The organism is Micromonospora sp. CA-259024, from assembly GCF_050936255.1.
Taxonomy (GTDB): Bacteria; Actinomycetota; Actinomycetes; order Mycobacteriales; family Micromonosporaceae; genus Micromonospora.
This window is the reverse complement of sequence record NZ_JBNJND010000001.1, coordinates 934,697-948,256: the sequence shown is the minus strand read 5'-3', so window position 1 is coordinate 948,256 and position 13,560 is coordinate 934,697. Positions and strand designations below refer to the sequence as shown.

Genomic DNA, 13,560 nt, shown 5'->3' with positions numbered 1-13,560 from the left:
TCCTACGGCGAGACGCACACATCGGCGCCTGCGGTGGCGATGTCTAGAGTCTGCGTCGTGACTGATATCGGAGCGGACGTCGACAGGCGCGTCGCCGAGGCGTGGGCGCAGGTCGAGGCTGGCCTGAGCCACGTCCTGCCGGCTTCTCTACGGCAGCTCAACGGGCCGGCTCCGGTACAGGTTGTCGATGCGGTGGAGGCCGCCTTGGCCGTACGACTGCCGCAGGACTTCCGCGCCAGTCTCCGCATTCACAACGGAACCAACCCCGGCCCGACGCTGCCGCCCCGTGATCCCAGCCCGGTACCGCTGACGTACCTCTGCGACACCACCAAGATCGTCGAGATGACCCGGATGTGGCGCGACAACCATGATCCGGAGCCGGACTGGGACGACCCTCAGGTCTGGGCATACCTGGTCGACACGGAGATGCTCTTCCTGAACGGGCCGGTGCGACCGGTCATCGGTTCGCCGGGCGCCGTGGTCGTGGGCGACATGAACGGCGACGTGCGGTGGCTGCTCGACTTCGACCCGGCACCGGGGGGAACGCCCGGACAGGTGGTTCGGGTTGATGTCGAATGCGCCTCATGGGACGTGCTGGCGCCGTCCTGGACGCAGCTGCTCGTCCGCTACGCCAAGGATCTGAAGCTGTTCGGGGCTGATCCGGACAGCTCGCCCCTGGAGATCGATCATCTGGTGGGCCCGGCGTGCGAATGGGCCAGTTCGTCGTCGGACTCGTCGGGGGTCCGTCCAGCCTGGCTCCAGGACGTTCAGCCTCGCAGTCCGTACACATGATGGGATGTTGCGTGCTCAGGGGCGCGGGTAGTGGTCGAGTCCACGGACACGTCCCAGGGTGTTATCCGCGTCCAAGCCAGGTGGCGACGCACGCCTCATTGCCCTCGGCGTCGGCCAGAACCCACCACATCGGCGCGTGCGCATCGGAGACCAGTCGGCCGCCCGCGGCCAGAGCGGCGGCTACGCGGGCCTGCGCCTGATCGTGCGGGACGGCGACATCGAGATGCATGCGGTTGCGTTGTGGACGCGCAGTATCCATTCGCTGCAACCCGAAGCCCGGGCCACGGCGCGACGGGTCGAACAGGTAATCCTCGCCGATCTGCTGGTAGCCCAGCACCGCGCGCCAGAACGGCAGCACCTCCGTGCCGACGAGTGCGTCGAGGGTGACGTTGATGAGCTGCACGGCAGCCGGGTCAGCCGGGATGTCCAGATTCCTGGCGGCGGCCGAGATACGTCGGGCCAACGATGTGTCGCGCAGCCCGAGGGATACGGTGACACCGGCGTCGCGCAGGTCGACGTTGAGATAGCGCTGTTCAGTTTCGTCGGCGAGCCGGCCGATTGCATCGATGAGCGCGATGCCTTTGGCAAGCGAGCCGGTCTCGAAGTAGGCCGATACCACATGGTATAGAGATCGCCAGTCCTCGACGCCGTCGGCCTCGTGGAACTGCCCTGCCGTGATCTGGCCAGTCATGCCAGCGAACATAGACGGTGTGTCACCGTCGCGGCCACCGGCAACACCTGCGGGCGGTCATGGCCCGGGGATAGAGAGGTCTTCGCTGCTGATCATGACGCACCCGAACATCTCACCGAGGACTGCTCGTTGGTGTTCCGTGAGCGGGTTGACGAACACGGCGGCACCGACCCCTGCGGCCCGGCACGCTTGCGCGACTTCGCGCGCTTTGCCCGGGCTGAGCAGTGTCCGCCGCGAGAACGGCAACACCATCTTGGCCGCACCGCCGTGAGAGACACCCCGCCGCTGGACGTGCCGGCTCACTACCCGCCCGCCATACGCCCTTACCAGAGCCGCCAGCACATCAAGTTTTGCGCCGAATTCTCTATCCGTCGCCGCGAACAGGCCCACGAGCGCCACGTCGGTGCCCGCCAGCGTGCGGGCCGGTGACTCGGTCGGATAGTGCCGCACGGGGCCATGGTGCCAGACGCCACACAGGCGCCCGCTCATCGGGAGGAGCGCGTGGTCAACGGCAGATGTGCGCACGGACCTCTGCGACCGCGTCGGCAAGGGCTTCCACTCCGTCTGTGATGGCGCGTTCGGTGAGGGTGGCGTAGCCGAAGATCAGCCCGCCGGTTGCGGCGGGGCTCAGTCGGTACTGGGAGACGCCTTGCACGACCAGTCCGTGCCGGGCGGCGGCGGCCACGACCGCAGCCTCGTCAAGGTCGTGCGGGAGCCAGGTTACGACGTGTTGGCCCGCCGCGACACCGACCGGATTCAGTTCGGGCAGCCGTGTGCGCAGTGCGGCCAGGAGTGCGTCGCGGCGGCGGCGGTAGACCGGGCGCATGCGACGCAGGTGCCGGTCGAATTCGCCGCGGGTGAGGAAGTCGGCGAAGGTCAGTTGGTCGATGACGGGAGAACCGCGGTCGGCCAGCACCTTGGCCGCTGTGATGTCGTCGACCAGGTGTGACGGTGCCAGCAGCCAGCCGAGGCGCAGCCCTGGCGCCAGGGTCTTGCTCGCTGTGCCGCAGTACACGACGGTGTCGGGCGACAGCCCCTGCATGGCGCCGATGGGCGAGCGGTCGTAGCGGTACTCCGCGTCGTAGTCGTCCTCGATCACCACGGCGCGTCGACGCTGCGCCCAGTCGATCACCCGGGCCCGCGCGGAGGCCGACAGGACCCCGCCGGTGGGCCACTGGTGCGAGGGCGTCAGCACGACGGCGTCCGCGTCGGCATGTTCCAGTTCCTCGACGAGAATGCCGTCCGGCCCGACCGGGATGCCGATCACGTCCAGGCCGGCGGCGGCCGCGACGGGGCGGGCGTCGTCGTCCGGGGACGGGTCCTCGACGGCCAGCCGGCGGGCGCCGCGCGCCGCGAGTACCTGGATCAGCAGCGCGACGCCCTGGCCGTAGCCACTGCAGATCACGACGTTCTCCGGGCGGGCCGACGTGCCGCGGACGCGGTTGAGGTAGTCGGTCAGGGCTGCGTGCAGTTCGGGCACGCCACGCCCGTCGAGGTAGGCGAAGTGTTCATTCGGCGTGGTGGTGAGGATCGTGCGCACCGAACGCAGCCAGGCGGCCCGGGGGAACGACGACACGTCGGTGCGGCCGTACCCGAAGTCGATCCGGGCCGCCGGCCGGTCCCCGGCGCGGCGATCCACTGGCGTCGGAACCGACTCGACCGCAACCTGGGTGTAGCCGCCCGCCCGACTGGTGAGGTAGCCCTCGGCGACGAGTTGCTGGTAGGCCTCGACCACGACGCCGCGTGACACTCCCAGATCGGCTGCGATGGTGCGGGTGGGTGGCAGGGACGTCCCGAGACGCAACCGGCCGGCCCGGATGCTGCCCCGGATCGAGGCGGCGATCTGCCGGTGCAGCGGTTCGGCCGCGGTCCGGTCGACATCGATGAGCAGGTCCTCCGCCGTGCTCGAATTGGTCCTGGCTCGGCCCATGTAATCGGACCTTACCGGGTGTACCGATTTCCGGCAGGCTCAGACGTATGACGACAGCGACCAGCCCTCGCTTCGACGGCCGCCTCCTCACCCCGGGCGACCCGGGTTACGACGCGGCCCGCACCGTCTGGAACGCCATGATTGACCGCCGCCCGCAGATGATCGTGCAGGCCGCGAGCGTCACCGACGTGGTGACCGCGGTGCGCCTGGCCCGCGAACTCGACCTGGAGATCGGGGTACGCTGCGGCGGCCACAACGTGGCCGGCCTCGCTGTCCCCGCGAACGGCCTGATGATCGACCTGACCCCGTTGAACGGCGTTCGGGTCGACCCGATCCGGCGGCGCGCCCGGGTCCAGGGCGGCGCGCTGCTCGGCGCACTCGACCGGGCGTCGCAGCCATACGGCCTCGCCACGACCGCGGGCAACGTCTCACACACCGGGGTCGGCGGCCTGACCCTCGGCGGCGGCATGGGCTGGCTCGCCCGCCAACACGGTCTGGCGTGCGACAACGTCGTCTCCTACAGGATGGTCACCGCCAACGGGGAGCTTGTGACCGCGAGCCCAACCGAGAACCCCGACCTCTACTGGGGCCTGCGCGGCGGGGGCGGCAACTTCGGCATCGTCACCGACTTCGACTTCCAACTGCACCACACCGGAACGCAGACCCTGGTCGCCGAGTTCGACTTCCGCGCCGAGGACGCCGTGCCGGTGCTCGAAGGCTGGCGGGACCTCAACGCCGTCGCGCCGCGGCAGGCGACCTTCACCGCCGATGTCCACAGCACGGCCAGCGGGCCTATCGCCACCGTCGGCTTCGTATGGGTCGGCGACCCTGCCCGGGGTCACCGGTTACTGCCGGCGATGCGCGCGCTCGGGCGTCCGGTCGCCGAGCGGGTCACCACCCCGTCATACCTCGAACTCCAGCAACGCGACGACGCCACCGGCGGCCACGCCTACCGCCGGTACTCCAGCTCGCACTATCTGCGGCGGTTCCCCACCGCCGCGATCGAGGCCTTCGTGCTGCGCGGCGCGGCAGACCTACACGCCGGAACCCAACTGCCCGGCGTCGGCCTGCAGGCGTACGGTGGCGCGATCGCCGACGTCGCGGACGCCGACGCCGCGTTCAGTCACCGCGGCACCACGTTCGAGTTCGGCGCCGGCTCCCGCTGGACCGAGCCATCCGAAGACGACAACCGGATGGCAGCGACTCGCAGGGCCGGAGCCGCGCTCGACCCGTACGCCGACGGCGTCTACGTCAACTCGCTCGCCGCCGACGAAGGGCAACGCGGGGTACGCCGTGCATACCCGGCCGCCAAGCTGGCCAGGCTGACCGCCCTCAAGGCCGTCTGGGATCCGCAGAACGTCTTCCACCTCAACCACAACATCCGGCCCAGCCACGCCTGATACGGCACCGGGAATGCCGACAGACGGAAAGGATGCTCATGACCTCCACCGGCCCCACCGTCCAGCTCAGCACCCACAGCCAGCGGCGCAGCCGGCTGATCCTGCCGGGCCTGACGACCGCTCGCACGGCACCCTGGCGCGAGTGTGGAGCGAAGCCGGCTTGACGGACAGCCGGAGGTCGCTGTGTCGTCGGTCCCAGTCAAGCGGCCGGTTCGCTGGTGGGCGACCGGTGGCCTCCGTGGGACGCGACCAACGCGTCCGCCACGATTCCAGCGTCAGCTTCCGCGACGTCCGCCGGGTACTCCGGCAACAGATCGTCCCAGACGACCAGCCACGACCCGTACAACTGGGCCTGTCCCTCAGGCCGGGCGAAGAACCAGACGTGCAGGTGGGCGCCACCATCTCCGATGCGGTAGACGTGGGCCCGCGAGATGTGCGGCAGTGCCTGCATGTGGCGGACGATGCGAGTGCTCAACAGCCCCAGTTCGGCGGCCATTTCGTCAGGTAGATCCGCCATGTCGTAGTGATCGCGCGGATGCAGCATGAGCACCAGTGGAACGCCCACGCCGGGAATCCGGACCAGCCGCCAGTGATCGTTGAACCAGATCCCTTCGTCCCGGTCGCGGCAGGCGTTGCAGTCCGATGGATCCTCGCCGTGCCGCGGGGGCTCCGGGAGCACCGGCGGTCGCAACGGCGCCACGCGCAGTCCGTCCGGATCGAACGGACTGATCTCCCATCCCGTCATGCGTGCCAACGGGAGCCGACGCTCGCCGTCCGCGACGGCAACTGCGTGGTCATAGAACTCGTCCGGTCGCAAGGCCATGCGGCGAAGAGTAATACGACAAGATCCCAGTGATCGACAGCCCCGATGTGGCTGCCGGGCCGCGGGCCTGTCGTCTTCCCCACCGCCACGATGGCCCAACAGGCGACCGAACGGCCAACCATCGAAGCTGGGCAATGCTATGTTTCGGTCGTCATCGATTCGACTTCGTACGTCGCGTGCTTTCGACAGCCAGCATCGAGACCCTATCGACGGGGAGATCATGACGAGCCGCAACCAGACACGCCGTGCGATCTGGTCCCGCACCATTCCCGCAACCATCGCGCTCGCCTCGCTGGTCGCGTCCACGATGACCGGGCCCGCGCCCAGTGCCGCAGCCGCTATCTCCGGCACCGGCCACGCCAATCCGGTGGTCACCTGGGACCTCAACGCCCAGACGGCGATCTGGGACGTCGCGGCTCAGCAACCGAACGAGCAGGTGCGCAGCTTCGCGATGGTGAGCGGAGCCGTCTACGACGCGTTGAACGCGATCGCCGGCACCCCGTACCAGCCGTACCTCGCCGCACCGCCGTCGAGCGGGACCGAGTCGACGGACGCTGCCGTCGCCGCCGCCGCCCACGGCGTACTCGCCGCCCTCTTCCCCGGCCAGCAGGAGCGGCTCCGGGCACAGTACGACGCGGCTCTCGCCGCGATTCCCGACGGGCGGTCCAAGCAGGGCGGCCTGACGATCGGGGCACGAGCCGCGGCCGCGATGGTCACCGCACGGCAGGACGACGGCGCGTTCGGGGACCAGCAGTGGAGAAACGGAACAACACCCGGCCAGTGGCGACCCACCCCGCCGCTGAACCTGTCCCAGGGCGCATGGACCGGATACATGCGGCCGTTCCTCATCCCCCGTGCGTCGACGTTCCGCGCACCCGAGCCGCCACGATTGACCAGCAGCGCGTACACCCGCGACCTCAACGAGGTGAAGGAGATCGGCTCGGCGACGAGCACGGTACGCACCCGGGACCAGACGGAGGCCGCGATCTGGTGGCACGACCGGCGTTCCGCGTCCTGGGAGATCAAGCGACAGCTCGCCACCACCCAACGGCTGGACGCCCTGCAGACCGCGCGCTTCTTCGCGATGACCGACCTCATCGTGGCCGACTCCGGAGTGGCGTGCTTCAGGCAGAAGGACGTCTGGAGCTACTGGCGTCCGGTCACGGCGATCCAACTGGCAGACACGGACGGTAACCCGAGGACGGCCGCCGACCCGGGCTGGCAGCCGCTGCTCGTCACACCCCCCTTCCCCGAGTACCCCTCGGGCCACGCCTGCGGCACCGGTGCGCGGATGTCGCTGTACCGATACTTCTTCGGCCGAGACGACATCGCGTTCAGCGGATCCAGCGTCGACTCCGGCACGACCAGGCAGTTCACCAGCTTCTCCCAAGCGCTCAACGAGCTCATCGGCGCGCGCGTCTGGGGCGGCGTCCACTTCCGCACCGCTGACGTCGAGGGGGCGAAACTCGGCGAGGAGGTCTACCGCTACGCGGTCCGGCACTACTTCCGCCCACAAACGTAGCTTCGCCGCAGTGAGGAACCACCGGCGTCGACGGAGGGCAGCAGAAACCCGCTGGCCCACCCGGCCTACCATCCGGTCGTGCTGGAAGAGATCCTGCCACCTGAGGTGGCGGTCGTGGAGACCCACGACGACCCCGAGGTGGCTCTGTTCCCCGGCGAGGCCGCGCTGGTCGCAGGGGCGGTCGAGAAGCGCCGCCGCGAGTTCGCAACCGTACGGCACTGCGCCCGGACGGCGCTGGCCCAGCTCGGTTACCCGCCGGTCGCCGTGCTGACCGGTGCGCGGGGAAGGCCGATCTGGCCGGACGGCGTGGTGGGGAGCATGACCCACTGCGAGGGCTACCGGGCGGCAGCCCTCGCCCACGCCGACGTGCTCGCCGCGATCGGGGTGGACGCCGAGCCGCACGCCCCGCTGCCCGAGGGGGTGCTGGACGCGGTCTCCCTGCCGGCGGAGCGCGACCACCTGGCGGCCCTCACCGCCGGCTCGCCGCGGGTGGCCTGGGACCGGTTGCTGTTCAGCGCCAAGGAGTCCGTCTACAAAGCCTGGTTTCCGCTGGCCGAGCGGTGGCTGGACTTCTCCGAGGCGGACCTCCGCTTCGACCCGGCGGGGACGTTTCACGCCCGGCTACTGGTGCCCGGACCGGTGCTGGCCGGCGCGGACACCCCCCTGACGGCCTTCACCGGCCGCTTCCGGATCGCGGACGGCTTCGTCCTCACCGCAGTGACGGTTCCGGTGCCGAACTGAGCTCTGGAGCGCTGCCACGGGATCAGAGCCAGCCGTTGTCCCGGGCGGCCCGGAACGCCTCCGCCCGGTTCGCCACCCCGAGCTTGTTCACCGCCGTCGACAGGTGGTCACGGACCGTGCCGGTGGAGAGGTGGATACGTCGGGCCACCTCGGGTACCGGGGTGTCGTACTCGGCCAGCCGGAGCACGTCCAGCTCCCGAGGTGTGAGTGGACACTCTTCGTCAGCGAGCAACACCCTGATCACGGGCGGGTCCGTGCCCGCACGTCGAGGCGGAACACGTCGCCGTCGAGGTGATGGCGCAGCGTCCCGCCGGCCTCGGCCAGCTGCTCGGCCAGCCCTCGCAGCCCGAAGCTGTGCCGATCCGGCGCCGCCCCGTGGCGCCGTCGTTGCTCATGGTCATCCGAACCTCTTCCTCGTCCTGGCTGATCCCGCCCCGGGCGTGCCCAGTTCCAGTCGGGACAGGAAGTAGACCCGCCGCTGAGCGTCAATGGCGGGCTGGTGCGAGAATTCGGCTCAGGGCCACCCTGACCTCGCGGCTCTGACGCCGGGCCGCGCCGACGGCGGCCGTTCTCACGTCGCCGCCAGCGCGGCGGTGGCCCGATAGTCGGGCCTGCGGCCGGTGCGCCGACTATCGCGACTCCGGTAACCGTCCACTTGCTCACCAATGTGGGGCGGCACCACGTACGTCGCGCGCATGGTCGAACTGAGGTGACCGCTGGAGCGGCCATCCGACGTGGAATACGGGCATTTTGGTGAAAATCGGCGCACAAGCTGCGTAACGTGCCGGACATGGTCTCTCGCACCTGGCGTAACCTATTGGTCACAGCTCTCGGGGTGGGCGTACTCGCCGGCGCCGGTCAGCTCGGCATCGCGTTCAGCTTCGGCATCGTCCAGCTCACCGGCGTCTCCACCGGCGCCACCGTCAACCAGTGGCCTGCCCAGCTCGCCTGGGTGGGCTGGTTCGCGGCCCACGCCGCCGTAGCCGGCACCGTCCTCACCGCACGCCTGGCCCGCCGATACGGAGGGCTGGAGAGCACGGGCAGATTGGTGGCCATCGCCGCCGCCGCCGCGCTGGGCGCCACCGTCGTGGCGCCGCTCTGCGTCCGGCCGGCCCAGGCCGCCGAGCGCTTCTCTGTGGACCCGATCGGGGCCGTCGGCATCTGCGCGACCCTCGGCGCGCTGGTCGGCGCGGGTGCCGCGATCGCCGTACTGGTAAAGCCGCCGCTGGGCTGGAACCTGGCGGCAGTGGGCGGCGTGGTCTGGCTGCTGGCGCTCGTCTCGGTTGTCCCGGCGCTCGCGACCGCCGGGCCGTTGCCCGCCGTACGGATCGGTGTGCTGGAGCAGGCAGGACTCGACGCCGACGCGGCACACCGGCAGGCACTCCTGATGCTGCCAGCGGTGGCCCTGCTCATCGGCGCGGTGACCGGCGGGCTGGCCCGTTGGCGCGGACATCCGCCGCTGGTCAACGGCGCGACCGGCGCGACCGGCGCGGTGCTGATCGCGTTCGCCTATCTGAGCGCCGGTCCCGGCGACGCCGTCGACCGGTACCAGATCACGCCGTACTACGGCGCGCTGCTCGCCGTCGCCGCCGGTGTGCTCGGTTCGGCCGCTGCCGCGTTGCTGCGCTGGCCGTTCCTGCCGCGCACCGCCGAAGCGCGGGTCGTCGAGCCGACCGACAGCCTCCATCCGCTGGCCGCCGACGCCGCCGTGCCGCAGGCCATGACGCCGGCCGTTGGTGCGACCGACGAGCCGTATCCCGTCGACCTGGCCGGTACGAGGCCGTTCGTCGGCGCGACCGCAGCGAACCTCACGGCCGCAGCCGAACCGCTGGGCTTCGGAGCGCCGGCTGGCGCCCGGGACGCCAACGCTGTACCGGCCGACTCCGCGACGCGGACCGCCGCACGCGCCGACCTCGCCACACCGGCCGACCTCGCCGACACCCCGGAGACGTCGGAACCGGTCCCCGCCATGGTGGCCCACCTTCCCGCGGGACCCGCCGGGAACGGCTACGGAACGGCGGAGGCGGACAACACCGAACCCGGCGGGATGCCACCCGACGAGGCACTCGTCGCCCCGGGGACCCGCCGGATGTACCAGCCGCCGAAGACCGACCGGACGCGGGTTCAGATGGCCCGGCCGGTCGTTCCGGCGCGGCGGGTACCGCCCTCGACCGAGCCCGCTCCGGGAGCCGAGGCGACCCACTCGGCCGGCACGCAAGAAAGGCCCGAACCGACTCTCCCACCTCGGCACCGGCCGCCCCTGCCCAACCTGAACCAGGCCGCGAACTGGGACGCCCTCGCGGCTGCTCAGCGCGCCGGTACCCCGCCCACGACCGGCGCCGCGCCGGCCGGCCCCACCGGGCCCGGTCCGGTCGCCGCAGTCCCCACGCCGGCCGACCCCGCATCCGTCGTCAAGGCGGAACGGGCCAGCGGCCGGCTGGGCCTGTTCCGGCGCAACAAGTCCCGGACCGCCGGGGACAGCGCGGGCACCCCGGCGGACGGCGAGCCGCTGCCGAGCCAGGACGCGGAGATCGTCGACTGGGTGAGCCGGCTGGGCAAACCGGTGGCGGACAACGAGCCGGATCGGGAGGGCGGCCACCGGTCACTCCGCTCCACCAGCCGCCACAGCGACTGACCTTCACGGCCAGGCCCGGACGCGGGCTGCGGATGCCCGACGGGCACCTCGTCACGCCTCACTCAGTCAGAGGATGGTCCAGGTGTCGCCGCTGTTCAGTAGGCCGGCGAGTTGCTGTTCGGGGGTTTCGGTGACGGCCGCTTTGGCGGCCGTGAGTTGGCTCTGTACGACGCTGTCGTAGGACGGTCGGTCGACTGAGCGGAACACTCCGATGGGGGTGTTGCGCAGGTCGAGGCCGGGTAGCCGGGACAGTGCGAAGGCGTATGCCGGGTCGGTTACCGTGGCGTCGTGTACGACGATCTCGTCGGGGCGGACCGAGTTGGTGTCGCGGACTTCCAGGCCGAAGCCGCCCGGGGGGTGTACGACGCAGAACTGCCCGTCGGCGCCGAAGGTGATCGGTTGTCCGTGTTCCAGGCGGATGAGGTAGTCGTCGCGGGTGGTGGGGTCTTTGAGTTGGTCGAATGCGCCGTCGTTGAAGATGTTGCAGTTTTGGTAGATCTCGACGAACGCTGAGCCTTCGTGTTCGGCGGCGGCTCGCAGCACTGACTGGAGGTGTTTGCGGTCGGAGTCGATGGTGCGGCCGACGAAGCTGGCTTCGGCGCCGAGGGCGAGTGAGAGTGGGTTGAACGGGGCGTCGGCCGAGCCGGCCGGGGTCGACTTGGTGATCTTGCCGACTTCGGAGGTGGGCGAGTACTGGCCTTTGGTCAGGCCGTAGATCCGGTTGTTGAACAGCAGGATCTTGAGGTTGACGTTGCGGCGTAGGGCGTGGATGAGGTGGTTGCCGCCGATGGAGAGGGCGTCGCCGTCGCCGGTGACGACCCAGACCGACAGGTCGGGGCGGGACACTGACAGGCCGGTCGCGATCGCTGGGGCGCGGCCGTGGATCGAGTGCATTCCGTAGGTGTTCATGTAGTACGGGAAACGCGACGAGCAGCCGATCCCGGAGACGAAGACGGTGCGTTCGCGGGGGATGTTCAGCTCCGGCATGAACTGTTGGATGGCCGCCAGGATCGCGTAGTCACCGCAGCCGGGGCACCAGCGGACCTCTTGGTCGGACTTGAAGTCCTTCGCGGTGAGCTTGAGGGTGACGGGCTCAGACATTCTTCAGGACCTCTTCCAGCGTCGTCTCCAGCTCGGTGGCCGTGAACGGGAGGCCGCGGACCTGGTTGTAGCTGATCGCGTCGACGAGGTAGCGGGCCCGGATGACGTGGGCGAGTTGGCCCAGGTTCATCTCCGGGATGACGACCTTGTCGTAGGAGCGCAGCACCTCGCCGAGGTTGGCTGGCATCGGGGCCAGGTGCCGCAGGTGCGCCTGGGCGACGGACAGGCCCCGCTGGCGTAGCCCGCGGCACGCCGCGCCGATCGGCCCGTACGTCGAGCCCCAACCCAGCACCAGCACCCGGGCGTCGCCGTCGGGGTCCTCCACCTCGATGTCCGGCACCGGGATCGTCTCGATCCGGGCCGCGCGGGTGCGGACCATGAAGTCGTGGTTGGCCGGGTCGTAGGAGATGTCGCCGGTTTTGTCGGCCTTCTCCAACCCACCGATGCGGTGCTCCAGGCCGGCGGTGCCGGGGATCGCCCACGGTCGGGCCAGGGTCTGCGGGTCCCGCAGGTAGGGCAGGAACGTGGTGCCGTCCTCCCCGTTGGGTGCGGTGGCGAACTCGACCCGCAGATCGGGCAGCGACTCCACGTCCGGCAGCAGCCACGGCTCGGAGCCGTTGGCGACGTAGTTGTCGGACAACAGGATCACCGGGGTGCGGTAGGTCAACGCGATCCGGGCCGCCTCCAACGCCGCGAAGAAACAGTCCGACGGCGAGCGGGGGGCGATCACCGCGACCGGCGCCTCACCGTGGCGACCGTAGAGCGCCATGTTGAGATCGGCCTGCTCCGTCTTCGTCGGCATACCCGTCGACGGACCGGCACGCTGCACGTCCACGATCACCAGCGGCAACTCCAACGCCACCGCCAACGAGATCGTCTCACTCTTGAGGGCCACACCCGGACCGCTGGTGGTCGTCACCCCCAACGATCCGCCGTACGAGGCGCCCAGGGCGGCGCCGACGGCGGCGATCTCATCCTCGGCCTGCACCGTGAGCACACCGAAACGCTTGTGCTTACTCAACTCGTGCAGGATGTCCGACGCCGGCGTGATCGGGTACGCGCCGAGGAACACCGGCAACCCGGAACGAACCCCCGCGGCGACCAACCCCAACGACAACGCCGCGTTACCGGTGATGTTGCGGTAGGTGCCCGGCGTCATCTTCGCCGGCTTCACCTCATAACGCACCGCGAAGTCCTCGGTCGTCTCACCGAAGTTCCACCCGGCCCGGAACGCGGCCACGTTCGCCGCGACCAACTCCGGACGAGCCGCGAACTTCCGCTCCAAAAACCGCAACGTCGACTCGAACGGCCGCGAATACATCCACGACAACAGACCCAGGGCGAACATGTTCTTCGACCGCTCAGCGTCCTTCTTCGACACCTCGAACGCGGCGAGCGCACCCACCGTCATCGACGTCAACGCCACCGGATGCACCACATACCCGGCCAGCGAGTCATCATCCAGCGGGTTGGACTGGTAACCGACCTTCGCCAGGTTGCGCCTGGTGAACTCATCAGTGTTCACGATGATGTCCGCACCACGCGGCAGATCAGCCAGGTTCGCCTTCAACGCCGCCGGGTTCATCGCCACCAACACATTCGGCGCGTCACCCGGGGTGAGGATGTCGTAATCGGCGAAATGCACCTGGAAACTCGACACACCCGGCAAAGTCCCAGCAGGAGCCCGAATCTCAGCGGGGAAATTCGGCAACGTGGAAATGTCATTACCCAACTGCGCCGTCTCCGAGGTGAACCGGTCACCGGTCAACTGCATGCCGTCGCCGGAGTCACCGGCGAACCGGATGACCACCCGGTCAAGTTGACGGATCTGCTTGATGCTCGTCGTTGGCACGGTCACGGCGGTCCTCCACCCCGGGTCGGGCTCTCTGCCGGCATCGCCCCGGCAGGAAACTCCGCCTGCGCAG

The 13,560-nt window shown here is 69.8% G+C and carries 13 protein-coding genes; 6 read left to right on the top strand and 7 right to left on the bottom strand.

What is annotated here, in order from left to right; translation table 11 throughout:
* The first annotated feature begins 57 nt into the window (after positions 1 to 57).
* Positions 58 to 792: an SMI1/KNR4 family protein gene (locus tag ACQEUX_RS03820; RefSeq protein WP_433041127.1), complete on the top strand. Its 735-nt coding sequence runs from the start codon at positions 58 to 60 to the stop codon at positions 790 to 792.
* A 61-nt stretch (positions 793 to 853) separates the two neighbouring features.
* On the opposite strand, the gene ACQEUX_RS03815 is transcribed toward ACQEUX_RS03820, so the two are convergent.
* From ACQEUX_RS03815 to ACQEUX_RS03805, 3 genes are read right to left on the bottom strand one after another with little or no spacing between them, the layout of a single operon-like run.
* On the bottom strand, positions 854 to 1,483 hold the full coding sequence (locus ACQEUX_RS03815) for a VOC family protein (RefSeq protein ID WP_433041124.1): 630 nt from the start codon (positions 1,481 to 1,483) through the stop codon (positions 854 to 856).
* 57 nt (positions 1,484 to 1,540) lie between these two features.
* Positions 1,541 to 1,933, bottom strand: coding sequence for a hypothetical protein (locus ACQEUX_RS03810; RefSeq protein WP_433041121.1), 393 nt, complete (start codon positions 1,931 to 1,933; stop codon positions 1,541 to 1,543).
* A 55-nt stretch (positions 1,934 to 1,988) separates the two neighbouring features.
* Positions 1,989 to 3,413 carry a PLP-dependent aminotransferase family protein gene (locus ACQEUX_RS03805; protein WP_433041118.1) on the bottom strand — a complete coding sequence of 475 codons (1,425 nt, stop codon included), beginning with the start codon at positions 3,411 to 3,413 and terminating at the stop codon, positions 1,989 to 1,991.
* Positions 3,414 to 3,460: 47 nt separating this feature from the next.
* On the opposite strand from ACQEUX_RS03805, the gene ACQEUX_RS03800 reads away from it, so the two are divergent.
* Both ACQEUX_RS03800 and ACQEUX_RS03795 read left to right on the top strand, forming a co-directional pair.
* Positions 3,461 to 4,813 (top strand): FAD-binding oxidoreductase, encoded by a 1,353-nt coding sequence (locus ACQEUX_RS03800; RefSeq protein WP_433041115.1) that lies wholly within the window; start codon positions 3,461 to 3,463, stop codon positions 4,811 to 4,813.
* A gap of 38 nt (positions 4,814 to 4,851) precedes the next feature.
* A complete protein-coding gene (locus ACQEUX_RS03795; RefSeq protein WP_433041113.1) occupies positions 4,852 to 4,977 on the top strand; it encodes a hypothetical protein in 126 nt (41 codons plus the stop codon).
* 35 nt (positions 4,978 to 5,012) lie between these two features.
* Here the strand turns inward: ACQEUX_RS03795 and ACQEUX_RS03790 are convergent, their stop codons facing one another.
* Complete coding sequence (locus ACQEUX_RS03790; RefSeq protein ID WP_433041110.1) at positions 5,013 to 5,636, bottom strand: hypothetical protein; 624 nt, start codon at positions 5,634 to 5,636, stop codon at positions 5,013 to 5,015.
* A gap of 220 nt (positions 5,637 to 5,856) precedes the next feature.
* Here ACQEUX_RS03790 and ACQEUX_RS03785 point away from each other — a divergent pair, with 220 nt between their 5' ends.
* Together ACQEUX_RS03785 and ACQEUX_RS03780 are read left to right on the top strand one after the other, a co-directional pair.
* Positions 5,857 to 7,158: a vanadium-dependent haloperoxidase gene (locus ACQEUX_RS03785; protein ID WP_433041107.1), complete on the top strand. Its 1,302-nt coding sequence runs from the start codon at positions 5,857 to 5,859 to the stop codon at positions 7,156 to 7,158.
* A 78-nt stretch (positions 7,159 to 7,236) separates the two neighbouring features.
* Positions 7,237 to 7,899, top strand: a complete 663-nt coding sequence (locus ACQEUX_RS03780) for a 4'-phosphopantetheinyl transferase family protein (RefSeq protein ID WP_433041104.1) — start codon at positions 7,237 to 7,239, stop codon at positions 7,897 to 7,899.
* Positions 7,900 to 7,921: 22 nt separating this feature from the next.
* On the opposite strand, the gene ACQEUX_RS03775 is transcribed toward ACQEUX_RS03780, so the two are convergent.
* Complete coding sequence (locus ACQEUX_RS03775) at positions 7,922 to 8,143, bottom strand: response regulator transcription factor (RefSeq protein ID WP_433041101.1); 222 nt, start codon at positions 8,141 to 8,143, stop codon at positions 7,922 to 7,924.
* Positions 8,144 to 8,689: 546 nt separating this feature from the next.
* On the opposite strand from ACQEUX_RS03775, the gene ACQEUX_RS03770 reads away from it, so the two are divergent.
* Positions 8,690 to 10,534, top strand: a complete 1,845-nt coding sequence (locus ACQEUX_RS03770) for a hypothetical protein (RefSeq protein WP_433041099.1) — start codon at positions 8,690 to 8,692, stop codon at positions 10,532 to 10,534.
* A 66-nt stretch (positions 10,535 to 10,600) separates the two neighbouring features.
* On the opposite strand, the gene ACQEUX_RS03765 is transcribed toward ACQEUX_RS03770, so the two are convergent.
* On the bottom strand, positions 10,601 to 11,635 hold the full coding sequence (locus ACQEUX_RS03765; protein ID WP_433041096.1) for a 2-oxoacid:ferredoxin oxidoreductase subunit beta: 1,035 nt from the start codon (positions 11,633 to 11,635) through the stop codon (positions 10,601 to 10,603).
* The gene (locus tag ACQEUX_RS03760; protein WP_433049590.1) at positions 11,628 to 13,487 is read right to left on the bottom strand and encodes a 2-oxoacid:acceptor oxidoreductase subunit alpha; all 1,860 of its coding nucleotides are present in this window, start codon (positions 13,485 to 13,487) and stop codon (positions 11,628 to 11,630) included. Before ACQEUX_RS03760 ends, ACQEUX_RS03765 begins: the two co-directional genes overlap by 8 nt.
* Between the last annotated feature and the right edge of the window lie 73 nt (positions 13,488 to 13,560).

What these genes read in the sequence shown, in the direction of transcription:
- ACQEUX_RS03800 (WP_433041115.1), top strand. Translation starts at nt 3,461, where the DNA reads ATGACGACAGCGACCAGCCCTCGCTTCGACGGCCGCCTCCTCACCCCG.
- ACQEUX_RS03770 (WP_433041099.1), top strand. Translation starts at nt 8,690, where the DNA reads ATGGTCTCTCGCACCTGGCGTAACCTATTGGTCACAGCTCTCGGGGTG.
- ACQEUX_RS03805 (WP_433041118.1), bottom strand. Translation starts at nt 3,413, where the DNA reads ATGGGCCGAGCCAGGACCAATTCGAGCACGGCGGAGGACCTGCTCATC.
- ACQEUX_RS03765 (WP_433041096.1), bottom strand. Translation starts at nt 11,635, where the DNA reads ATGTCTGAGCCCGTCACCCTCAAGCTCACCGCGAAGGACTTCAAGTCC.
- ACQEUX_RS03815 (WP_433041124.1), bottom strand. Translation starts at nt 1,483, where the DNA reads ATGACTGGCCAGATCACGGCAGGGCAGTTCCACGAGGCCGACGGCGTC.
- ACQEUX_RS03785 (WP_433041107.1), top strand. Translation starts at nt 5,857, where the DNA reads ATGACGAGCCGCAACCAGACACGCCGTGCGATCTGGTCCCGCACCATT.
- ACQEUX_RS03790 (WP_433041110.1), bottom strand. Translation starts at nt 5,636, where the DNA reads ATGGCCTTGCGACCGGACGAGTTCTATGACCACGCAGTTGCCGTCGCG.
- ACQEUX_RS03795 (WP_433041113.1), top strand. Translation starts at nt 4,852, where the DNA reads ATGACCTCCACCGGCCCCACCGTCCAGCTCAGCACCCACAGCCAGCGG.